The following is a 22,486-nucleotide window of genomic DNA, read 5'->3' on the forward strand; positions in this document are numbered from 1 at the left end:
CGCGTCGTTCTGATGGCCAGTGCCTGCGGACGCTGAGGCCGTCTGCTTGACTGCTGCCCGTGCCGTCCGCTCGTGAGACCTCCGTCGAAGCGGAGTTCTTGACGGTGGTCGGCCGGTTCGCCGGACCGGCCCGGGGTGCCGGACTGCTGGTGATCAGTGTTTTCGGGGTACTCGGGACACCGTCGGAGGTGCTCCCGCTCGGCTTCGGACTGCTGGCGCTGGCGCTGGTCACCGCTGTGGCCGAGCACTTCGCGGGCAAGACGGGCCGGGGCAGGCCGGTGGCGTTCGCGCTGACGCTGGTGCGCGCCGCGGCGATCTGCGGCACCCAGTTCCTGACCACGCCCGAAGCGGGCGAGCTGAACCAATGGGCGCTGAACGTCCTCACCATCACCGCGATCACCCTGCAATGGGAATGGCCGCCGAAGATCACCGTGCCCGCCATCGCCTGCCTGCTGGCGATAGAAGTGGTGCCGCTCGGCTTCGAGGACGGCCTCTCGGTGGTGCTGCGGGTGCTGATCGAAGCCGCGCTCGCCAGGGGCGCCTTCCTCCTGTTGTCGCGCACGACGCGCCGGATCGACCATCTCCGTGAACGGCGCGCTCGGCTGGCGCGCGAGGAATCCCTTGCCGTGGAACGACGACGTCTGGAACGGGAGTATCTGGCCGTCCTGCACGACACGGCGGCCGCCACCTTTCTCACGGTGGCCCAGCGCGGGGAAACGGCGGGCCCGGCCGAGGTCGCCGAATACGCTCGCCGGGATCTCGCGATGCTCACCGGCGAATCCGGTCCCGGCGGCGAGGTGGACCTCGAGGCCTCGTTGCGCGGCGTGCTCGCGCACAGCCCGGTGAAGGTCGAGACGCGCTGGTCGCCGGTCCCGCCGATCCCGGCGGCGGCAGCGCTCGCGCTGGTCCGTGCCGTGCGCGAGGCACTGGTGAACGTCGAGAGACACGCGGGCGTCGCCGAAGCCCGGCTGACGGTCGAAGACGGTGTCCGCGTGACCATCCGGGACGAGGGCCGCGGTTTCGATCCGGCGGAGACCCCGGCGCAGCGGCGAGGCGTCCGGTGTTCGGTCGTCGAGCGCATGGCCGCGGCGGGCGGCCGGGCGAAGGTGACGTCGGCGCCCGGCGCGGGAACCACGGTGGAACTGGTGTGGCCGCATGAATGAGACCTCGGACCGGGTACTCGGCGGTTGCCGGATCGCGGTGCTGCTCGCGACGGCGGCGATCCAGGTCGCGCTCAGCATGGTCCGGCTGAACGACACCACGAGCAGGATCGCGTTCACCGCGCTCGCCGGGGTGCTCGTCGTGGCGGCGTGGTGGGTACTGCGCTGGAAGCCGGTCCCCTGGCCGGTCGCGCTCGCGGGCGCGGTGGTGGTCCTCGCCGCGTCGACGGCCGCTGTCTGGACGCTCCCACCGGATCGGCTGCTCGGCGACGAAGACTGGGCGTCCGGCCTCGCCGGCTGGCATCTGCTGGTGCTGCTGCTGGACCGCCCCGCGGTCGCGATGGCCGCGCTCGTCCTCCAAATGACTCTCACCTTCTGCAGTCAAATCGGTTCGGCGCCCGCCGACCGGTCCGAGATCGGCAGCGTGGTGATCGTCGGGCTCAGTGTGGTCACCTTCCAGGCCGCGACGCTGGCGCTGATCCGGGTCGTCCACCGGCGGGCGGGCGAAGCCTTCGAGGCCTCCGCCGAACGGGACCGGCTGGTCCATCGCAAGGCGCTCGCCGAGCAGCGCGAGGCCGACCAGCGCACTCGGTTCGCCGGTCAGCTCGGCGCCACCCTGCCGCTGCTCGCCGGACTCGCCGACCGCACCCTGGATCCACGTGACGCGGTGGTACGAGAACGGTGCGCGCTCGCGGCCACCCAGCTACGACGGCTGTTCGCGGAGAACGACGACGTCCCCGACCCGCTGGTGCACGAGGTGTCCGCGTGCGTCGATCTCGCCGAACGGCGGGGTTTGACGGTGACGCTGGCGGTCAGCGGCGAACCGGCGCCCGTGCCGACGGACGTCCGCCGCGAACTGACCGGCCCGCTGATGACCGCGCTGGTCGCCGCCCGGTCCCAGGCGCGGGTCAGCGTGCTGCGCACCGGCGACGAGATCCGGGTCGCGGCGATCACCGACGGTGAACCGGCCGCACCGCCGAACGGATCGGGCTCCGTCGACGTCGAATGGCACGCATTGGGAGAACGATCGTGGATGGAGGCGAAATGGCGTTCGCGACCGAACTGACCGCGGTGGTCGTCGACGATCATCCGGCCGTGCGGGCCGGGGTCGTGTACTGGCTGTCCTCGGGGACCCCGCCGGTCACTGTGGTGGCCGAGGGCGAGGACGTGCGGGCCGCGTGGATCGGCGAAGGCGCACAGGCCGACGTCGTCATCCTCGACCTGCACCTGAACAGCACCATCCCCGCGATGGGTGATCTGCGGCGGCTCACCGAGGCGGGCCGCCGCGTCGTCGTCTATTCGATGCGGGCCGACGACGAGACCGTCCTGCAGTGTCTGGAACTCGGCGCGCTCAGCTATCTCACCAAGGCCGAAGGCGCGGAACACCTCCTCGAAGCCGTGCGCGCGGCGGCCGTCGACCGGTCGTATACGCCGCCGTCGCTGGCGGGCGCGCTGGCCGGGGACCGATCGGAGCGGCGTCCCGCTCTCTCCGCGCGGGAGACCGAAGTGCTCATCGAATGGTTCCAGTCCGAGTCGAAGGACTTCGTCGCGCACCGGCTGGGGATCTCGCCGAACACGGTCAACTCGCACCTCGAGCGGATCCGGGTCAAGTACGCCCAGATCGGCAGGGAGGCCCCGACCAAGGCCGCGCTCGTCGCGCGGGCGATCCAGGATGGGCTGATCGGCGTAAGTGATTTGTGATCGGCTGTGGTGTGAACGGGCCACATCGGTGGGCCGACTCGGCGGTTACGGTGCGTGGCGAGAACGCCGTGACCGTTCGGCGAAAGCCCGAGGAGATCCATGAAGCCCGCCCGTGTCGCCCTGCTCGCCATCGGCTGCGCGGCCGCGCTGGGGCTGTCCGCCTGCGGCGAGAAGGAGGCCGGGGCGACCGTCCGGGCTGACGGCACCACCGCTCCCGGTAGCGAACTCAAGGTCGGCGACCGCGCCGTCGTGCCGTTCAAGTACGGCAACGACAAGACCGGCACCATCGCGATCACCGTCAAGTCGATCGAGCTGGGCACGAAAGAGGACCTCGCCAAGTTCGGTGAGAAGGCCGCGGGCGTGGTTCCGGTCTACGTCCGGATGGTGATCGAGAACGTCGGCGGTACGGACCTCGCCGACACCTCGGTATCGGTGCGCGCGGTGGACGCGGGCGGCAAGGGCACCAAGGTGATCCTGGCCAACGGCACCGCGGCCTGCAAGGGCGAGCCGGCGGCGGAGAACTTCACCACCGCGGGCGCGACCTACGAGACCTGCGAAACCGAGGGCGTCAAGGACGGCGGCGAGGTCGGTGGGGTGACCTTCAGCGAGGGTGACGGGTACAAGGACGACCCGATCCTCTGGAAGAAGTGAACGCGACCCACCGGGCTGGGCCGATCGGCGTAAGCGATTCGTGATCGATTGTGGTACGAACGGGCCACACCGCCGGGCGCCGACGACGATTACGGTGCGTGGCGAGAACGCCGTGACCCATCGGCGAGGAGTCCGAGGAGATCCATGAAGTCCGCCCGCATCGCCCTGTTCACCACCGGTTTCGCCGCGGTGCTGCTGCTCACCGCCTGTGGCGGGAAGGAGGAGGCGGGCAGTCCGGTGCCCGCCCCCGCCCCCTCTTCGGCTCCGACGTCGGCCCCCGCCTCCTCCCCCGCGACCAGCGGCACCGTCCCGGTCTCGAACGCCGACACCACCGCTCCCGGCAGTGAACTGAAAGTCGGCGATCGCGCCGTCGTCCCGTTCAAGTACGGCAACGACAAGACCGGCACCATCGCGATCACCGTCAAGTCGATCGAGCTGGGCGCCAAGGAGGATCTCGCCGCCTACGGTGACAAGGCCAAGGGCATGACCCCGGTGTACATCCGGATGTCCGTGGAGAACGTCGGCGGCACGGACCTCTCCTACAGCTCGGTGCGGCTGCGCGCGGTGGGCCCGAACGGCAAGAGCACCGGCGTGATCATCACCGGCGAGACCCCGCAGTGCCAGTCCGAGTCGGCCAAGCGGGACTTCAAGACCGTCGGCGCCACCTACCAGACCTGTGAACTCCAGGCCATCAGGGACGGCGGAGAGGTCGGCGGCGCGACCTTCACCGACAGCGACGGGTACAAGGACAGCCCGGTCATCTGGAAGAAGTAGCGGTCTTACCGGAACGCGGCGACAGAGCGGGCGGTCCAGTCGGCGAAGGAGCGCGGGGCGCGGCCGAGGACGCTCTGGACATCCGGGCTGACGCGCAGTTCGGCCGGACTCGGGGAGCTGAGGATGTCCAGGGTGTCGTCGGCGAGTTCGCCCGGCATGCTCTGGGTCATGCCTGCCTTGGCCTCTTCGCGGGTGAGTTCGTGGAACCGCACCGGCGACCCCAGCGCGGCCGCGATCGCCTCGGTCTGCCCGCGCGGCGTGATCACCTCCGGTCCGGTCAGCTCGTACACGCCGCCGGTGTGCCGATCGTCCAGCAGGCAGGCCGCCGCGACTTCGGCGATGTCCGCGGGGTCGATGATCGGTACCCCGGTGTCTCCGAAGGGCGCGGCGACGACCCGTCGCTCACGGACGGACTCGGCCCACCACAAGGCGTTGGAGGCGAAGCCACCCGGCCGAAGGATGGCCCAGTCCAAACCGGACTCCCGCAGCGTGTCCTCCAGCCCGCGCAGCGCGATCCGTGTCGCGCCGAAGGGCCTGGTCGCCACGCCCAGCGAGGAGAGCAGGACGATCCGGCGGACTCCAGAGGCCGCGGCCTCGGCGATGACGTCGGCGGGGTTGGCTCCGGTGGCGTGCAGATCGCCGGACAACAACAGGAACAACGCTTTCGCCCCGGCCAGCGCGGGCTCGAGGCTCGCCGGCTCGGCCAGGTCCGCCACCACGTGACGGACGCCGTCCGGCACCGCCGCCGCGTGCCGCGACACCGCCGTCACCTGCTCGCCCGCCTCGGCCAGCGCCCGCGTCAGCGGCAGGCCCACATTCCCGGTAGCCCCGGTCACCACGATCATGTTCTGCTCCTTCGTCCGGTCGTTCTTCGATGGCGATGACGCTAGGAGCCTGGCTAACTCTTGGTAAGGACATACCTTTCGGTAAGCTCATGACATGGCGGGAGGCGTGCAGCTCACACAGGACGGGTCGGAGCAGCGTTATGAGGTGTTTCACACCGACTGCCCCGCGCGCGACGTGGTCGACCACGTCACCAGCAAATGGGGCATCTGGGTGCTGATCTCCTTGCTGAGCAACGATCTCCGGTTCTACGAGCTGCGCGAGAGCATTCGGGGCATCAGCGAGAAGATGCTCGCCCAGGCCTTGCGCGCCCTGGTCGAAGACGGCCTGATCTGGCGGAAGGTCGAGCCGACGACACCACCCCAGGTCACCTACGGGCTGACCGAGTTCGGCCGGGAGGTCGGCGAGCCGCTGACGGAACTGTTCGACCGGATCACCGCGCGGCTGTCGCCACGCGGCGCCTGACCACACTGCGAGCGCGGAGACACCTGCGTACCGTCGTATCGGTGGTCAACGTGCACCGGACGATCACCGTCCGAACCCCCGTCCAGACCGTCGTCGACTACCTCCAGGACTTCGCGCACGCCGAGGAGTGGGACCCCGGGACCGTGTCCTGCACCCGCGCGGATACCGGCCCCATCGTCGTCGGGTCGCAGTGGCGCAACGTGTCCGAGTTCCGCGGCAAGAAGACCGAACTGACCTACCGCCTCGAACGGCTGGAACCGGGACGGATCGTGTTCGTCGGCAGCAACAAGACCGCCACGTCCACCGACGATCTGACGGTGACCGAAGAAGACGGCACGACGTCCATCAGCTACGACGCCACCATCACATTCCACGGCCTGGCGAAACTCGCGGATCCCTTCCTGAAACGGGAATTCGAGAAAATGGGCGACGAGTTGGTGCCGACGATGCGGAAGGCCCTGGAAGCCCTCTAGCGCCGGATACCCCCGACGTCACGCGTGCCTGAACGGCGATCTCGCGTGATTGGATGGAGATCACGCGTGCTTGAACGGAGATCACGCGTGCTTGGATGGAGATCACGCGTGCTTGGAGGCGGAACTCACGTGTTCTCCGTCTAATCACGCGAGTTCTCCGTTCGAGCACGAGAGATCGCCGTTCAAGCACGCGAGATCGGTGTTGTGGGGGCGCGTTTAGGTGACTAGTTGCGGAGGGCGCCCGCCTTGCGGGGGGTGCTGATCCGCCGCACCGCGTTCGCGCAGGCGAGGGACTCCAGCAGCGGGACGGTGCGTTCCCAGCCCAGGCAGGCGTCGGTGATGCTCAGGTCGGGCCGGGGCGGCGCGGAGCCGACGTCCTGCCTGCCGTCGGCGAGGTACGACTCGATCATCACGCCCGCCAGCGCGTCGTTGCCCGCCGAGATCTGGTCCGCCAGGTCCGCGATGACGACGGGCTGCCGGTTGTGGTCCTTGCCGCTGTTGCCGTGCGAGGCGTCGACGACGAGACGGTGCGGCAGGCCGGCGGCGGTCAGCGCGTCGAGGGCGTCCGCGACCGCGTGGGCGTGGTGGTTCGGTTTCAGGCCGCCGCGCAGGACGAGGTGGGCGTCGGGGTTCCCGGCGCTGCGCAGGATCCGGGGGCGCCCGTCCGCCGCGGCGCCGGGGAACACGTGCGGCATTCCGGCGGCCCGGATCGCGGCGACGGCCGTGTCGAGCCTGCCGGAGACGCAGTTCTTCATGCCCATCGGCATCGGCAGCCACGACGCCAGATGCCGGTGCGGCTGGCTGGCCACGGTGCGCGCGCCGATCGCGCCCCAGCTGATGGTGTCCGCGAAATAGGGCGCCAGGAACGGATCGACGAACTCGTACGCCAGCGGCAGCCCGGTCGCGGCGGCGTCGACCAGGAACCGCCGCCCGATCCGCACGCCGGACGCGAGATCGCCCTTGCCGTCCAGGGTGGGGTCGGGCACCAGGCCGGTCCAGCCCGCGATCGTCCGCGGCTTCTCCAGATAGGCGCGCAGGACGATGACGAGGTCGTCGGCGAAGCGGCGGGACACCTCGGCGAGCCGGTGCGCGTACTCGAGCGCGCCGCCGGGGTCGTGCACCGAACACGGGCCCACGACGACGAGCAGCCGTGAGTCGCGCCGGGCGAGGACGTTCGCGACGGTTTCGCGGTGCCGGGCGATTTCCGCCGAAACGACGCCATTCGTGGTGATGTCGGCCGGGCTGGGCAGAGTGTCCTGGTCAAGCATCCGCATGACCTCTCTTCTTGTCGGGGGCGGCCACCCCGGCCCGGGGCAGCCGCGTCGCACCGGCCACCGCCACGACGGCGAGGCCGAGAACACACCAGAAAGAGTCCGCGAAGGCCGCGGAGACGTCCGGGCCGCGCGCGGTCAGCCGGGCCTGCAGCACCACGGCCAGCACCGCGGTGCCGATCGAGCCGCCGAGCGTGTTGAGCAGGTTCAGCGCCCCGGCCGCCCTGGGCAGGCGGGCGGGTTCGACCCGGCGGTAGACGATCGTCATCACCGGCGCGCCGATCAATGCCGCGCCGAAACCGCGCAGCAGCAGGGAAACCACGATCACCCAGTCCGGGAAACCCGGGCCGAGCTGGGTGAAGGGGGCGGTGCCGAGGGCGACCAGTCCGATCCCGCTCAGCACCAGGGTGCGCGGTGAGATCCGGTCGACGAGCCGGTTCACCAGCACCGACCCGGCCGCCGCGCCGATGCCCTGCGGCACCAGCAGCAATCCGGTGTCCCATGTGGACAGTCCGGGGCCGCGCTGGAGATACAGCGGGAGCAGGAACATCGTGCCGAACACCGACGCGCCGAGCAGGACCAGTGCCAGCGCGGCGACCCCGAACGGCGGTTTGGTGAACAGCCGCGGGTCGAGCAGCGGCGCTTCGGCCCGCAGACCGTGCCGGACGAACGCCGCGAGCATCACGACACCCGCCGCGACCGCGATCCCGGCGACCACCGGGCTCCCCCGTTCGAACCAGGTCAGCCCGAACACCAGCACCGCGAGCCCCGGCGAAAGCAGCAACGCGCCCCGGAAGTCGAACCGTTCGCCCCGCCCGCCCGGCTCTCCGGCCGGGACCCAGCGCCGCGCCAGGAAGATCGCCACCACGCCGACCGGGAGGTTGACGTAGAACAGCCACGGCCAGTCGGCGACCGCGAGGATCGTGCCGCTCGCCAGCGGGCCGAGCACCGGCGACAACAGCGGCACCAGGCCGACGACGCTGATCACGCGGCCGATCCGGTCCGGCCCGGCGGCCCGCGCCAGCAACGCCTGCCCGGTCGCCGGCAGCAGCCCGCCCGCGAGCCCTTGCAGGACCCGGAACGCGATGAGCGCGGGCAAAGTCGGCGCCAGCGCGCACAACAGGGACGCCAGCAGGAACACGACGACCGCGGTGAGCCAGACGCGACGGCCGCCGAACCGGTCGGCGAGCCAGCCGGACGCCGGCACCGCGGTGACCACGGCCAGCAGATAGGCCGTCGTCACCCACTGGACACCGGTGACCGACGAGCCGAACTCGTCGGCGAGCGTGTCGACACCGACCGAGACGATCGTGCTGTCCAAGGTCGCCATGAACGTGCCGAGGACCAGCACCGACGCGGTGCGCCACAGCGCCGCGTCGATCGGCCGCGCGGTCACCGCTCCCCCGCGAATCCGGCGGCGTCGCCGTCCAGCCAGGACGGCAGCTCCCGCAGCGACCGGACCAGATCGTCCGCCAGGGACCGGGCGTTTCCACCCCGCGCGTAGAGGACGCCTTCCCAGCCGTGCTCGCCGGGAACGACGGTGACGCTCACCGGATGGTGTGTCCGTTCGCGGAACCGGGTGCCGGTGACGGTCAGGCCGGGCGCGGGTTCGCGCAACTTCGCCGGATCCACCGGGTAGTTCTCGAAGACGAGCAGGCTGTCGAACAGCCGCTCGCGTCCGGTGAGTGACGCGAGTTCCGGCAGGCCGATCCGGTGGTGCCCGGCCATCGTCTGCTGCCGCGCTTGCAGGTCTGCGAGCGCCTCGACGACCGTTCCGGTGAACCGGGCGCGGACCGGGACACTGTTCGCCAGCAACCCGATGATCTCCTCGACACCGTCCACATCGGACGTCCGGTTCGAGGTCATCACCCCGAAGCTGACGTCCGTGCGCCCGGCGCGGGTCGCGAGCACGGCCGCCCACGCACCCTGCAACAGCGTGTTGACAGTGAGCCCGCGTGCCGCGCCCAGCCGGGTCAGTTCCGCGACCAGCTGACCGTCCACAGTGAACACCACGGGCTCGGCAGGGCCGTCAATGCGCGGCAGGTGGTCGCCTTCGGGCAAGCCGTCGAGTTCCGCCCGCCAGGCGCGGACGTCGGCGGAGTGATCGGCCGCGGTGAGAAAGCGGGTGTACCGGGCCAGCGGAACGGGCTCCGGCAACGGTTTCCCCGCGTACAGCGCGAACAACTCGTCGAGGACTCGGGGCGCGGACCAGCCATCGGACAGCAGGTGGTGACTGGTCAGCACGAGGGTCTGACGGCCGGGACCTTGCCGCAGCACGGTGACCCGCCACAGTGGACCGTTCGCCAGATCGAACGGCTCCGCGAGGTCTTCGTCCAGCGCACTGTCCACCTCGGACACTTCACGGATCCGGAAACCGGCCTGCGGTACCGCGGGAATCACCTGGACCTCGTGCGACGGCGGGAACACCGCACCCAGGTTCGGATGCCGTCGCACCAGGGCGGTCGCCGCGGCCCGCAGTGCCTCGACGTCGAGTTCCCCGGACAGCGTGAAAGCGGCCTGCACCGGATACGGATCTTCGTCCGCCGCGCGGGACTCGCGCAGGATCACCTCCTGCAACGGCGTCAACGGCAGGACCTCGCCGGGCCCCGGCACGTCGGCGGCGAGTTCGTCCAGCTCCCGGCGGAAGTGCTCGCCCAGTACGGTGATCTCGTCGTCGGTGAACAGCGCGGACGGCCAGGTGAACCGGACGCCGAGCGTGCCACCGTCGGGGACCATCGCGTTCACCGTCAGCGCGTACGGCAGTGGCAGATCCGCGCCACCGCCGGAACCGAGCGGGTCGGCGTCGGGCGGGCGCTGCCAAGGCGTTTCGGCGACCGGAGGCGCCGGGAACCGGCCGAGGTAGTTCCACGCGACCTCCGGCCGGGTGCCCCCGACACCGAGTATCCCGTGCCCGAGGCCGTCACCGGCGGCGCGGAGGTGGTCGCGGACCGCCCTCAGCGCGTCCGGCAGCGGTCCGGCGGGCGGGGTGATCCGCGCCGGATGCACGGCGGTGAACCAGCCGACGGTCTGTGCCAGGTCGACGGTGCCCGCGAAGTCCGGGGTGTGTCCCGGCCGCCCGTGGCTCTCTACGGCGACGAGCAGATCGGCTCCGGTGCCGCGCCAGGCGGCGACCGCGCGGGCGAGCGCGGTCAGCAGCACGGTGTCCGGTCCGGTGCGGTAGGCCGAGGGCAACGCGGTGAGCACGGCGTGGGTGGTGTCCGCGCCGATGTCGATGCGGTGGTGCCGTGCGGTCGCCACGGTGTCGCGCGCCGGGTCGAGGTCGGTCCGGCCGAGTCGCGTCGCGGGCGCGGCGGCGATCGCCTGCCAGTACGGCAGTTCGTCCTGCCGGGCCGGTGCGGCCGCCCGCAGCGAACGCGCCCAGCCGAGGAACGACTGCCCGCGCCGGTGCAAGGTGTTGCCGTGGAAGGCCTGTTCGACGTCGTCGAGCAGCACCCGCCAGGTCACCGCGTCGGCGACGAGGTGGTGCGCCACCAACAGGAGCCGCCCCGAGCGGTGCTCGCCCGCGTCCACCAGCACCGCGTGCAGCAGCGGGCCGGTGCGCGGGTCCATCCGGGCCACAATCTGCTCGACCTGCGCGTGCAGCACCGCGCGCGGATCGCCGCCCACCCGGACGGTGGTGAGCACGTCCGCGCCGGTCACCGCGCCCGCGGCGGGAATCCGCAACGCGTCTTCGACCAGATGCGCCCGCAGGACGTCGTGGCGGGCGAGGACGGCGTCGAGCACCGAGCGCCACCGCGCAACGTCGTCCGCCGCAGGCACACAGATCTCGACCCACTGGCAGAACCCGTCGGCCGCCTTTTCCGCGCGCAGCAACAGATCCCGCATGATCGGGGTGAGCGGCGCGTCGCCGACCGCGGGCGCCTCCTCGGCCTGTTCGGGTCCGCCACTGCGCGCCGCGATCCCGGCGACCGTGCCGCCTTCGAGGACGTCACGCGCGGTCAGGTGCAGCCCTTCGCGGCGGGCGCGGGAAACCACCCGCAGCGACGCGATACTGTCCCCGCCCGCTTCGAGGAAGCCGTCGTCCAGGCCGACGCCGGGACCGAGCAGCTCGCGGACGACGTGCAGCAGCACGGCTTCCGCGGGGGTCGCCGGTTCCCTGCCGCCTACCGAACGAGCCTCGGGCGCGGGCAGCGCGGCCCGGTCGAGCTTGCCGCTCGGGCCGAGCGGAAGCCGTTCCAGCGGCACGAACGCCGTCGGAACCATGTACGCGGGCAGGTCCGCCGCGAGGTGTTCGCGCAGTACGGCCGGGTACGGCTCGGCGCCGTCGACAGGCACGACGTAGGCGACCAGCCGGTCTTCGCGGACGATCACCGCGGCGGCACGCACGTCGTCATGCCCGGTCAGCGCGGTCTCGATCTCACCGAGTTCGATGCGGAACCCGCGCAGCTTGACCTGGTGGTCGGCGCGGCCGAGGAAGACGATTTGCCCGTCCGGCCGCCACCTGACCAGGTCGCCCGTGCGGTACATGCGCTCCCCCGGCGGACCGAACGGATCGGCCACGAACCGCTCGGCGGTCAGCGCGGCACGGCCGACGTAGCCCTGGGCGAGTTTCGGCCCGGCCAGGTACAACTCGCCGGTGACGTTCGGCCCGACCGGGAGCAGGCCGCCGTCGAGCACGTACGCGCGGACTTCCGGGTCCGGGCGGCCGATCGGCAGCGGGCCGGGGTCGGCCGGGTCGTAGTGCCAGGTGACCGAGTTGATGGTGACCTCGGTCGGGCCGTAGGCGTTGAACAGTGCCCGCCGGTTCCCCCAGCGCCGGGCCAGTTCCGGGTCGAGCCGTTCGGCGCCGACGACGAAGAACACGTCCGGATCGACGGTCGCGTCGTCGGGCATCGCCGACAGGAACGACGGCAGCAGGTTCAGCCCGGTGACCCGGTGTTCGGCGGCGTAGGCCAGCAGGTCGTCGCCGGAGACGCGCACCTCCTCCGGCGCGATGACCGACGTGCCGCCGGACAGCAGCGGAAGCATGAACTGCCAGAACGCGACGTCGAAACTCGTCGAGGCGAAATGCAGGTACCGCTCGGCGGTCCCGATGCCGACGATGTCCTCCTGCAACGCGATCAGGCTCGGGACACCGCGGTGCGGAACCGCGACGCCCTTGGGTTTGCCGGTGGTGCCGGAGGTGTAGATGACGTAGGCGAGCGCGTCTTCGCTGAGCCGGACGGCCGGATCGGTGTCCTTTGTAGACAGTGAAGCCGGATTCACCACCGGGAGACCGTCGACGTCCGAAGTGGACACGACGGCGGCGGGTTTGATGTCGTCGAGCATGTAGGCCAGCCGGTCGGCCGGGTAGTCCGGATCCATCGGCACGTGCACCGAACCCGCCTTGATCACGCCGAACAGCGCGACCACCAGGTCGACGTCGCGGCGCAACAGCACCGCGACCGGGTCCTGTGGCCGCACGCCGGCGTCGATCAGGGTGTGCGCGAGCCGGTTGGCCCGCCGGTCGAGTTCGGCGTAGGTGAGGCTCCGGTCGCGGCAGACGACGGCTTCGGCGTCCGGGGTCTCGCGGACCCAGCGGCCGAACTCAGCCAGCATGCCGCCGCGTTCGCGCCTCGGCTCAGGCCCTTCGCCGAGCCGCAGCATCGCGCGTTCCTCGTCGGCGTCGAGCGCCCGCAGCCGGGCGACGGGCCGCTTCGGATCGGCGACGATCTCGTGCAGCACGGCACGCAGCCAGCGCCCGAAGGACTCGGCCTCGTCGCGGGTGAAGGCCTGGGGCTGGTAGCCGAGGCCGACGGTGAACTCGTCGCCGGGCAGGACGATCACCGTGAGCGGGTAGTGCGTGGCGTCGGTGATGTCTACCCCGACGAGGTCCAGGCCCGGCGCCAAAGTGGTGCGGGCGCGGCTGGAGAGCGGGAAGTTCTCCATCACCAGCATCGTGTCGAACAGGTCGCCGACGCCCGCCGCGCGCTGGATGTCCGGCAGCCCGGCGTGGTGGTGGTCGGTGAGCCGGACGCTTTCGGTGTGCACGCGGTCCAGCACGGTGACCGCGGTGTCGGCGGCGTCGAACCGGACCCGCACCGGGATCGTGCTGCCGAGCTGGCCGATCATCCGCTCGACGCCGGGGACGTCGGCGGGCCGTCCGGAGACCGGGCAGCCGAACACGACGTCGCGGCGGCCGGTCAGCCGGGCGAGCAGGACACCCCACGCGGTCTGGAACACCGTCGTCGGCGTGATCCCGCGTTCGCGGGCGAAGGCGCGCAGCCGTTCGCTGAACTCCCCGCCCAGTTCCACGGTGACCCGCTCCGGACGCTCCACAGTGGACTCGATGCTCGCGGGCGCGAGCCGCGTGCCCTCATCGAGACCGGCGAGCGCCTCGCGCCACGCCTCCAAAGCCGCCTCGGGATCGCGTTCGCCGAGCACCCGGTGGTACTCCGAGAGCGGCGGGGCGACCGGGGCCGTCGGACCGCCGCCGAGTTCGGCGTAGGTGGCCAAGAGCGTCCGGCCGACCAGCGGCATCGACCAGCCGTCGAGCAGCGCGTGATGGTTGGTGAGCACCAGACGGTGCTCGTCCGGGCCGAGGGTCAGCAGCAGGAACCGGATCAGCGGCGGGGTCGCCGGGTCGAACGGGCGGGCCAGCTCGACGCGGCATTCGGCCGCGACCTCGTCCGGCGCCACACTCGCGTGCCGCCAGTCCAGCGAAACCGCCTCGGGCACGACCTGGACGACCTCGCCCGCGTCGGTGGTGTGCAGGTGGACGCGCAGCGCGGGATGCCGCCGCAAGACTTCCGCCGCGGCCTCGCGCATGCGGTCGGCGTCGAGCGCGCCACTGAGCAGGGTGACGGCCTGCACCACGTAGACGTCGGTGTCGTCGGCGCCGCGTGCCAGGGTGTGGAACGAAAGCCCGGTCTGCAACGGGGTCGCGGGCAGAACGTCCTCGATCCGGCCCTGGCGTTCGAGCGCGTCGATGTCGGCCTGGCCGAGGCCGACCAGCGGCAGATCCGACGGTGTGAGACCGCCGCCGTCCGGTCCGATCCGGGCGGCGTGCGCGGCCATGGCTTCCAGCGCTCGCGTCCATGCTTCCTGAAGCGCCTCAACGCTTTCCTCGGAGAGCACCTCGCTCGCGGCGGTCCATTCGACGGCGAGTCGCGGGAGTTCGCCCTCACGGACGAAGCAGTTCAGCGCCAGCACCTGGTCCAGTGACTTGCCCTCGGGTTCGGTGACCGCGAACGGGTCCTCCTCCGGCAGTCGCCAGCCCGTGCCGGGCAGCGCGGCGAACCGGCCGAGGTAGTTCAGGACGACGTCCGGCGGCGGGACGGCGGCGAGTTCGTCCCGGGTGAGCGGGTCGAGGTAGCGCAGGACACCGAAGCCGACGCCGCTGTCCGGGACGGCGCGTTTAGCCTCTTTGGCGGCCCGCAGCAGCGTTCCGGCGGCGGCACCGCCCGCGAGCGCGTTCTCGAAGTCCGTCGTCGCGGCCACCGCGCCGGCGGGTACGCGCAGCGGATGCTCGGCGGTGAACCAGCCGACGGTGCGCGACAAATCCAGGCCGTCCTGGTCCCGGCCGTGCCCTTCGAGGGACACGGTTTCGGCCGCGACCGGAGCGGCCCGCCACGACCGGAGGGCGAGCACGAGCGCGGCGAGCAGGACGTCGTCCGGTCCGGCACGGTAGGCCTTGGGCAGGCCGGTGAGCACCGCCTCGGTCTGCTCCGGCGAGGCGACGGTGACCGAACGCCGCGCGGTCGCGACCGTGTCGACGGCCCGGTCGAGCGGCCGCTCGCCGAGGCGCGGGCCGTCGAGCGCGCCGCGCCAGTGGTCGAGTTCGCCGCGCCGGGAACCGGAAGTCCCTTGCCCGGCAAGGCGGAGCGCGTGCCGCCGCCACGACGTCCCGGCCGGTTCGAGCTGTTCTCCGGCGCAGGCGGCGCGCAGGTCCGGCAGGAGGACTCGCCAGGAAACGCCGTCGATCGCCAGATGGTGGATCACGATGACAAGGTGATCCGGCAGCAACGCGACCCTCAGCACGCCCGCTCGGAGATCGAGCGAGTCCGCGAGGTCCTGGGCGACGTCCGCCGGATCACCTGTCGTTTCGACGACGACGTCGGCGGCGTGCACGGAACCGCGTTCTCGCACACGCAATTCGTCACCTAATTGCAGGCGCAGGACGTCGTGGTGGTCCAGCAGCGTTTGCACGCCCTCGGTCAGCAAATGGGGCGGAAGGTCCTCGTCGAGCCGGATCGCGGTCCATTGCGCGTATCCGGCGATCGTGGTGACGTCCGGATGCGGGTCGAGCAGGGCGCGGGCGATCGGCGGGGCGGGCACTTCGCCGACGGGCTCGTCCGGGGCCTCGATCCCGCCGCCGATCTCCGCGCTCGCCGCCGCCAGCGCCTCGAAACTGCGCCGGGCCAGCAGATCACGCGGTCGCAGGTCGAGGCCGTGCGCGCGCAGCCTGCTGCTGACGCTGATCGCGGTGATGCTATCGCCGCCCAGTGCGAAGAAGTCGTCGTCGACGGCGACCTCGTCGACGCCGATGACCTCGGCGATGGTCGCGCACAGCAACCGCTCACGGTCGGTGGCCGCGGGCCGCCCGGCCGCCGCACGCGGGGCGGGCAAGGCCGCACGGTCGATCTTCCCGTTGGTGGTCAAGGGAAGCATGTCGAGTACGACTACGGCGGCGGGCACGAGGTGCTCCGGCACCCGCGCCGCGAGTTCCGCGCGGACGTCGTCCGGGGCGACCTCGCCGACGACGTAGCCGACGAGCCTCGGTCCGCGCACCGCGGCGGCGGCCGCCCGCACACCGGGCACGGCGGCCAGCGCGGCCTCGACCTCGCCCAGTTCGACGCGGTGGCCGCGCACCTTCACCTGACCGTCGCGGCGGCCCAGGTACTCCAGACCCCGGCCTGGCACCCAGCGGGCGAGGTCGCCGGTGCGGTACATGCGGTCGCCGGGCGCGCCGTACGGATCGGCGACGAACCGCTCCGCCGTCGCACCGGGGCGGCCGAGGTAACCTCGCGCCAGATGCGGTCCGGCGAGGTACAGCTCACCCGGCGTTCCCGCGGGTGCCGGACGCAACGCGGCGTCGAGCACCCGGACCGCCGTACCCGGCACAGCGGGCCCGATCGTCGGTTCCCCGTCGTCCAGCCAGGATCCGGCACCGTCCACAGTGGCCTCAGTCGGGCCGTACATGTTGCGGGCACGGACACCGGACTCCGCGACGCGGCGCCACAGCGCGGGCGGGGTCGCCTCGCCGCCGAGCACGAGCAGGGCAGGCGGGTGCGGGCTGTCGAGCAGTCCGGCCTCGATCAGGGGCGCGGCCATCGACGGCGTGGTGTCGACGACGTCGATCCGGTCGCGGGCGAACGCGGCCAGCAGTTCGTCGGCGTCCCGGGCGACGTCGGTGCCGTAGACGTGGAGCTCGTGCCCGAACAGCAGCCACATCAGCTGGTCGAGCGCGGAGTCGAAGGCGAACGAGTAGGTATGCGCGACCCGGAGCCGCCTGCCCGCGGCGCGTTCGGTCTCGGCGACCGTGGTCGCGCCGTGGTGACGCAGCAGCGTCGTCAATCCGCCGACCCGGCCGAGCACGCCCTTGGGACGCCCGGTCGAGCCGGAGGTGAAGATGACGTACGCGAGGTGCTCCGGATGACGCGGCACGGAAAGCGGTGAAGAGTCCAGTGTGGACAGATCGGTTTCGGGAAGCAGCAACTGCGGTCCGGGCACGATGTCCGCGCTGTCGGCCACCGTGAGCACTGCACCGGCCTCGGCGGCCAGTTCCCGCAACCGCTCGACCGGATGGGCGAGATCCAGCGGCAGGAACGCGGCACCGGCGTCCAGCACCGCCAGCAGGGCGACGACGAGATCCGCCGACCGCGGCAGGGCCAGCGCGACGACGTCATCGGGCCCGACGCCACGCGCCCGCAAGGCCCGCGCGAGCCGGTGCACCCGCGCCACCAGCTCACCGCCGGTCAGGCGCTCGTCACCGAACATCAAAGCGGTCTGCTCAGGATCGAGCTCAGCCAGAAGTTCCGGTACACCAACGGGTTCGCCGTCCGGCGCGGGTGTCGACCACGCTGCCAGCAGGACGTCCCGCTCCCCTGGCGGAACCAGGTCGGCGCCTCCGACCACCGGGCCGTCCGGGTCGGTCATCGCGGTGATCAGGCAGCGCAACGCGGTCAGCTTCGCGTCGACGGCGGCCTGGTCATGGGTACGCGCGTCGACCTCGAACCCGAGCAGCAGCCCGCCATCGGAGGTCGGGAGCACGGACAGGCCCATGTCCTCGGGCGGTCCTCCGGCGACATTGCGCATGGTGCCGTGCGCACCCGCGAAGTCGAGTTTCAGGTCGAACGCCTTGAGGTTGATACCGCGGCCGTGCAGCAACGCGCCCGCGCCCGGCACCGCCAAATCCTGCGGCAGATCCTCGCCGCGATAACGCTGGTGCGTGCGCATCTCCTTCAGCGCGCCCGCGACGCGCGCGGTCAGTTCGGAACCCGAGTCCTCCGGGTGCACCGTGACCCGCAACGGCAGCACGTTGACCGCCATCGCCGGAGTCCGCAACGCGGCCCCTTCACGGCACATCAACGGCAGCGCGAACACGACGTCGGACCAGCCGAGCAGGCGGTGCAGGAACGCGGCGTAGCAGGCGATCAGCGCGTCGCCCCAGGTCGTTCCGGCACGTTTGCCCAGTTCGCGAAGCCGTTCCACGTCCGAGGCGTGCAGAACCGACCGGGCGGTCACCGTGTTCTCCGGAGGACCCGACGCGGCACTGCCGTCATCGAGGTCCGGCAACGGCGTGAACCGCGAGCGCCAGTACTCCCGATCCTGCTGGAAGCGTTCACCCGCCCGGTATTCGCGATCAGCATCGACGAGATCGGCGAACCGCGCGAACGTCGAGGGCGGCACGTCCTTCCCGTTCAACGCGGCGGTGTAGCGAGCGGCCGTCCGGCGCGCGAGCATCGCGGCGGTGTACCCGTCGAACACGAGGTGGTGCCCGAGCTGGGTGAACCACACGTGCGCCGCCGAAATCCGCAGCACGAGATGGGCGAACAGCGGCCGGTCCACCATTTCGCGGCACGCTTCGGCGACGCGGCGGCGTTCGGCCGCCACCCGCTCGTGCGCCGCGACCACCGGATCGGCTTCACCGCTCAGATCCACCACGACCGGCAGCGGCACCGCGTCGTCCGACACCACCTGACGTGGCCCGTCCGGCGTCTCGAAGACACGCAGCCGCAGGCTGTCTGCCTCTTCCGCGGTCGCCCGGATCGCCTCGCTCAGCGCGTCGACGTCGACCGGCCGGTCACCGACGATCTCGATGACGTCACCGACGACGTAGTAAGGCGAGTCGGGCTCCAGCCGCTGCGCGGTCCAGATCCCCAGCTGTGCTCCGGTGAGGTTCAGCAAGAGGGCACCACCATCGGGGTTCCGGTCACCGGATCGGGCACGACGACACTGGGGAGATCGAAGACCTCCTTCATCAACTCCGCGTCGACGATGTCGGCGGGCGCGCCTTCGGCGACGATCCGGCCGTCCCGCAGCGCGACGAGGTGGTCGGCGTAGCGGCAGGCCTGGTTGATGTCGTGCAGGACGGCGATCACCGTGCGTCCCTCGTCGCGCAGGCGCGCCAGCAACCCCAGCAGCTGGTACTGATGCGCGATGTCGAGGAACGACGTCGGTTCGTCGAGCAACAGGTACGGCGTCTTCTGCGCCAGCACCAGCGCCACCCACACGCGCTGACGCTGTCCGCCCGAGAGTTCCTGCACCGGCCGGTCGGCCAGCCCGGCCACCCCGGCCGCGGTCATCGCGTCGAGCACGGCGCGTTCGTCCTCTTCGGACCACGACGCGAACAGCGACTGGTGCGGGAACCGGCCGCGCGCGATCAGCTGCCGGACACGGACATCCTCCGGCGCGACCGGATCCTGCGGCAGGAAGCCGAGTTCCCGCGCCAAACCCTTGCCGTGGAAGGAACCGACGTCCTTGCCGTCCAGCAGGATCTCGCCTTCGGCCGGGCGCAGCAGCCGGACGAACGCGCGCAGCAAGGTCGACTTGCCGCAGGCGTTCGGTCCGACGACCGCGGTGAACGCGTGGTCGGGCACGTCGAGGCTCAGCCGGGTCGACACGACCCGGTCGCCGTAGCGCAGGGTCAGTTCCCGAGCGGTCAAGCGGGCACTCATGTGCGCCGCACCTCCTTGGTGAGCAGCCAGATCAGGTAGCCGCCGCCGATCACGGTGCTGATCACACCGACCGGCAGCGCTTCCGGCGCGAGTAACATCTGGGCGGCCAAATCAGCGGCGGTCAGCAGCACGGCACCGGTGAATGCGGCGGGCAGCAGGCCGATACCGGGTGTGCGGGCCAGCCGCCGCCCGATCTGCGGGGCCGCCAGCGCGATGAACGCGATCGGCCCGGCGACGGCGGTGACCGTGGCCGTGCAGCCGACCCCGATCAGCACCAGTACCAGCCGCAGCCGGTCCCATCGGACACCGGTGGTCACCGCCAGCGCCCCGCCGAGCCCGGCCTGGTGCATCGCCGGTGCCCTGGTGAACAGCACGACGAACAGCACCGCGAGCACCCCGAACGGGATGGCGACGTCGTCCCAGCCGACCCCGTTGAGGGAACCGGCGTTCCAGCCGACGGCCGCGATCGCGATCTCGAGTTCGGCACGCAGCACGATCCACGAGTTGAGCGCGGTCAGCATCGCGTTGATCGCGATGCCGATGACGATCAGCCGCAGCCCGGACAGCCCGCCGCCGAGCGACAGCGCGTACACGACGGCCGCCGTGAGCACGCCACCGAGCACCGAGCCGATCGTGAGCTGCGTCGAGGTCCCCGACAGCACGGTGATCGCGAACAGCGCGCCGGTGTAGGCGCCGGCGTCGAGACCGATCACGTCCGGGCTGCCGAGCGGATTGCGGGTGATGTTCTGGAAGATCGCGCCTGCCAGTCCGAGCGCGGCGCCGAACACCAGCCCGGCCAGTACCCGTGGCAGTCGCCATTCCCGGATGACCACCCCAGGGCCGCCGCCGGAACCGGTGAGCGCGGCGAACACGCGGGCGGGGCTCGCCCACGCCGCGCCGTAGCAGAGCCCGAGCAGCATCAGTCCGGCGATGACCACGGTCATCACCACGAGGAACCAGAGGGTGCGGCGTTCGAGCCGGGCGGAGAACCGCCCGCGCCGCAGGACAAGAGTGCTCACAGCGGCGCCGCCCCGTATTTGCGGACGGCCCAGATCAGCACCGGGCCGCCGAGGAACGCGGTCACGATGGCGACCGGTACTTCACCGGTCGGCAGCAGGACCCTGGACCCGACGTCCGCGGCCAGGATCAGGACCGGGCCGAGCAGCGCGGCGAACGCGATCAGCCACGGGATCGACGCACCGGCCACCCGCCGCGCCAGATGCGGCACGATCAGCCCGACGAACAGGATCGGCCCGGCGAGCGCGGTGGCCGCGCCCGCCATCAGCGTGATCAGCAGCAGGGTGATCACCCGGACCCTGGCGACGTTCGCGCCGAGGGTGTGCGCGACCGTCTCGCCGAGCGCGATGGCGTTCAGCTGACGGCTCACCGCGAACGCGCCCAGCAGCGACAGGCCGATAATGATCAGCGGCACCGTGGTCGGCGCCTGTTCACGGCCCGCCAGCGAACCCACCGACCAGAACCGGTAGACGTCGAAGGTGTCCGGGAACAGCAAGCGCAGGCCGAGGGTCAGGCCCAGCAGCACGGCGCTCAACGCGGTCCCGGCGAGCACCAGCCGCAACGGCGAACGGCTGCCGACCGCGTACACCAGCGCCGACGCGCCGAACGCGCCCACCACCGCCAGGCCCAGTTCGGCCAGTGCCGACGCGGTGAGGCCGAACGCCGAGCCCACCGCGATGGCGAACCCGGCCCCCGCGGTCACGCCGAGTACGCCGGGTTCGGCCAAGGCGTTGCGCGACAACGCCTGCACGAGCACTCCCCCGACGGCCAAGGCCGCGCCGACGCCGACGGCGAGCACCGCCCTCGGCATCCGGATGTCCAGGACGACCGCCCGGTCACTCGGGTTCCCGTCGCCAAGCAGGGCGCGCACGACCTCGCCGGGGGCGATGGCGTGCGCGCCGATGCCGACGCTCAGCACGGCGACCACGACGAGCCCGAGCAGTGCGGCGCCGAGCAGCGCGGACCGCCCGGTGGTGGTCACTTCTTGAGCAGCGGCGCGAACGCCTGGTCGACGGCGTCCAAAGTGGACGTCGCGGCCCGGTAGGTGGCGGCCTCGGTGTAACGGAACGCGTAGACCTTGCCCGCCTTCACCGCGGGGAGTTCCTTCCACAGCGGCGAGTCGAGGACGTATTTGACCGGCGCCGGCACGGCACCGTCCGGGCCGACCGAGTAGCTGATCGCGTCGGCCTCGGCGAACGCCGTCGACAGCTCTTCGATCGACGGGTACTCGCTGACGTCCTTGGAGCCGCCGCCCTTGACCTTGACCTGGCCGTAGTAGGTGGCGCCGATGTCCTGGGCGGCGTTGGTGCCCCACGAGCCGTTGAACTCGCGCTGGAAGTTGCCCTTGGCGACCTCGCCGTAGGCGCCGACGTGGCCCAGCTTCAGCTGCGGCAGCACGGCCTTGTACTTGTCAGCCAGCCCCTTGGCTTTGGTGTCGTACGCGGCCTTGACGGCATCGAACCCGGCGGCCGCACCTGCGGCGTCGGCCTGCTTGCGGGACAGTTCACGCCACATCGACGGTACCGACGGGCCGATCGCCACGACCGGGGCAATGGCTTCGAGACGCTTGATGTCGATGTCGGCGAGCACCGGCTTCGGCACGCCGATGACGATGAGGTCGGGATCGGCCTGCGCGATCGCCTCGTAGTTCGTCTCCGCCGCCGTCTCGCCGGCGACCTTCGCCAGTTCGTCGTACTTCTTGCGCTCCTGCTCGTTGAACAGCGGGACACCGCGCTTCCAGCTGGACACACCGACCAGCGGCGCACCCGCTTCGAGCAGCGCGGGCACGGCGTAACCGGTGGCGATGACCCGCTTCGGCGAGACCGGGATGGTGATCTGGCCGTTGTCGGCGGCGAACACCCGCGTCTGGCCGCCGTCGGCCGCCTTGCCGTCGTCGCCGGAACCGCAGGCGGTGGCCGCGGTCGCGACCGTCAACGCGAGCGCGATCGCTCCGGCAAAGCGGCGGGTTCTGGTGGTGCGCATGGGTTTTCCTCGTTATTTCAGTGGGTGGG

Annotated in this window: 15 protein-coding genes; 7 read left to right on the top strand and 8 right to left on the bottom strand. The window is 71.4% G+C overall.

Annotation, left to right across the window (positions count from 1 at the left end):
* Nucleotides 1-59: 59 nt before the first annotated feature.
* The 5 genes from ACLARN_RS32990 to ACLARN_RS33010 all read left to right on the top strand — a co-directional run bounded on the left by ACLARN_RS32990 (nt 60) and on the right by ACLARN_RS33010 (nt 4,286).
* The gene (locus ACLARN_RS32990) at nt 60-1,163 is read left to right on the top strand and encodes a sensor histidine kinase (protein WP_409495383.1); all 1,104 of its coding nucleotides are present in this window, start codon (nt 60-62) and stop codon (nt 1,161-1,163) included.
* A complete protein-coding gene (locus tag ACLARN_RS32995; protein ID WP_409495384.1) occupies nt 1,156-2,226 on the top strand; it encodes a histidine kinase in 1,071 nt (356 codons plus the stop codon). Before ACLARN_RS32990 ends, ACLARN_RS32995 begins: the two co-directional genes overlap by 8 nt.
* On the top strand, nt 2,205-2,861 hold the full coding sequence (locus ACLARN_RS33000) for a response regulator (RefSeq protein ID WP_409495385.1): 657 nt from the start codon (nt 2,205-2,207) through the stop codon (nt 2,859-2,861). Before ACLARN_RS32995 ends, ACLARN_RS33000 begins: the two co-directional genes overlap by 22 nt.
* Nucleotides 2,862-2,960: 99 nt before the next feature.
* Complete coding sequence (locus ACLARN_RS33005) at nt 2,961-3,512, top strand: hypothetical protein (protein WP_409495386.1); 552 nt, start codon at nt 2,961-2,963, stop codon at nt 3,510-3,512.
* 144 nt (nt 3,513-3,656) lie between these two features.
* Nucleotides 3,657-4,286 carry a hypothetical protein gene (locus ACLARN_RS33010; protein WP_409495387.1) on the top strand — a complete coding sequence of 210 codons (630 nt, stop codon included), beginning with the start codon at nt 3,657-3,659 and terminating at the stop codon, nt 4,284-4,286.
* Between the two features lie 5 nt (nt 4,287-4,291).
* Here the strand turns inward: ACLARN_RS33010 and ACLARN_RS33015 are convergent, their stop codons facing one another.
* The gene (locus tag ACLARN_RS33015) at nt 4,292-5,131 is read right to left on the bottom strand and encodes an SDR family oxidoreductase (RefSeq protein WP_409495388.1); all 840 of its coding nucleotides are present in this window, start codon (nt 5,129-5,131) and stop codon (nt 4,292-4,294) included.
* Nucleotides 5,132-5,225: 94 nt separating this feature from the next.
* On the opposite strand from ACLARN_RS33015, the gene ACLARN_RS33020 reads away from it, so the two are divergent.
* Both ACLARN_RS33020 and ACLARN_RS33025 read left to right on the top strand, forming a co-directional pair.
* Nucleotides 5,226-5,594, top strand: coding sequence for a winged helix-turn-helix transcriptional regulator (locus ACLARN_RS33020; RefSeq protein ID WP_409495389.1), 369 nt, complete (start codon nt 5,226-5,228; stop codon nt 5,592-5,594).
* A gap of 41 nt (nt 5,595-5,635) precedes the next feature.
* Nucleotides 5,636-6,067 (top strand): SRPBCC family protein, encoded by a 432-nt coding sequence (locus ACLARN_RS33025; RefSeq protein ID WP_409495390.1) that lies wholly within the window; start codon nt 5,636-5,638, stop codon nt 6,065-6,067.
* Between the two features lie 224 nt (nt 6,068-6,291).
* Here the strand turns inward: ACLARN_RS33025 and ACLARN_RS33030 are convergent, their stop codons facing one another.
* From ACLARN_RS33030 to ACLARN_RS33060, 7 genes are read right to left on the bottom strand one after another with little or no spacing between them, the layout of a single operon-like run.
* Nucleotides 6,292-7,341, bottom strand: coding sequence for a 3-deoxy-7-phosphoheptulonate synthase (locus ACLARN_RS33030; protein ID WP_409495391.1), 1,050 nt, complete (start codon nt 7,339-7,341; stop codon nt 6,292-6,294).
* A complete protein-coding gene (locus ACLARN_RS33035; RefSeq protein ID WP_409495392.1) occupies nt 7,328-8,734 on the bottom strand; it encodes a DHA2 family efflux MFS transporter permease subunit in 1,407 nt (468 codons plus the stop codon). Before ACLARN_RS33035 ends, ACLARN_RS33030 begins: the two co-directional genes overlap by 14 nt.
* Nucleotides 8,731-18,687, bottom strand: coding sequence for an amino acid adenylation domain-containing protein (locus tag ACLARN_RS33040; RefSeq protein ID WP_409495393.1), 9,957 nt, complete (start codon nt 18,685-18,687; stop codon nt 8,731-8,733). Before ACLARN_RS33040 ends, ACLARN_RS33035 begins: the two co-directional genes overlap by 4 nt.
* Complete coding sequence (locus tag ACLARN_RS33045; RefSeq protein ID WP_396562667.1) at nt 18,681-19,457, bottom strand: ABC transporter ATP-binding protein; 777 nt, start codon at nt 19,455-19,457, stop codon at nt 18,681-18,683. The genes ACLARN_RS33040 and ACLARN_RS33045 overlap by 7 nt, the downstream gene beginning before the upstream one ends.
* On the bottom strand, nt 19,454-20,476 hold the full coding sequence (locus ACLARN_RS33050) for a FecCD family ABC transporter permease (RefSeq protein WP_409495394.1): 1,023 nt from the start codon (nt 20,474-20,476) through the stop codon (nt 19,454-19,456). Before ACLARN_RS33050 ends, ACLARN_RS33045 begins: the two co-directional genes overlap by 4 nt.
* Entirely contained in the window at nt 20,473-21,456 is a 984-nt protein-coding gene (locus ACLARN_RS33055) for a FecCD family ABC transporter permease (protein ID WP_409495395.1), read from the bottom strand. The genes ACLARN_RS33050 and ACLARN_RS33055 overlap by 4 nt, the downstream gene beginning before the upstream one ends.
* Entirely contained in the window at nt 21,453-22,457 is a 1,005-nt protein-coding gene (locus ACLARN_RS33060) for an ABC transporter substrate-binding protein (RefSeq protein ID WP_409495396.1), read from the bottom strand. Before ACLARN_RS33060 ends, ACLARN_RS33055 begins: the two co-directional genes overlap by 4 nt.
* Nucleotides 22,458-22,486: the final 29 nt, after the last annotated feature.

It is taken from the genome of Amycolatopsis sp. cmx-11-12 (genome assembly GCF_046269425.1).
Taxonomy (GTDB): domain Bacteria; phylum Actinomycetota; class Actinomycetes; order Mycobacteriales; family Pseudonocardiaceae; genus Amycolatopsis.

What these genes read in the sequence shown, in the direction of transcription:
- ACLARN_RS33015 (WP_409495388.1), bottom strand. Translation starts at nt 5,131, where the DNA reads ATGATCGTGGTGACCGGGGCTACCGGGAATGTGGGCCTGCCGCTGACG.
- ACLARN_RS33045 (WP_396562667.1), bottom strand. Translation starts at nt 19,457, where the DNA reads ATGAGTGCCCGCTTGACCGCTCGGGAACTGACCCTGCGCTACGGCGAC.
- ACLARN_RS33000 (WP_409495385.1), top strand. Translation starts at nt 2,205, where the DNA reads ATGGCGTTCGCGACCGAACTGACCGCGGTGGTCGTCGACGATCATCCG.
- ACLARN_RS33030 (WP_409495391.1), bottom strand. Translation starts at nt 7,341, where the DNA reads ATGCGGATGCTTGACCAGGACACTCTGCCCAGCCCGGCCGACATCACC.
- ACLARN_RS33060 (WP_409495396.1), bottom strand. Translation starts at nt 22,457, where the DNA reads ATGCGCACCACCAGAACCCGCCGCTTTGCCGGAGCGATCGCGCTCGCG.
- ACLARN_RS33020 (WP_409495389.1), top strand. Translation starts at nt 5,226, where the DNA reads ATGGCGGGAGGCGTGCAGCTCACACAGGACGGGTCGGAGCAGCGTTAT.
- ACLARN_RS32995 (WP_409495384.1), top strand. Translation starts at nt 1,156, where the DNA reads ATGAATGAGACCTCGGACCGGGTACTCGGCGGTTGCCGGATCGCGGTG.
- ACLARN_RS33005 (WP_409495386.1), top strand. Translation starts at nt 2,961, where the DNA reads ATGAAGCCCGCCCGTGTCGCCCTGCTCGCCATCGGCTGCGCGGCCGCG.
- ACLARN_RS33010 (WP_409495387.1), top strand. Translation starts at nt 3,657, where the DNA reads ATGAAGTCCGCCCGCATCGCCCTGTTCACCACCGGTTTCGCCGCGGTG.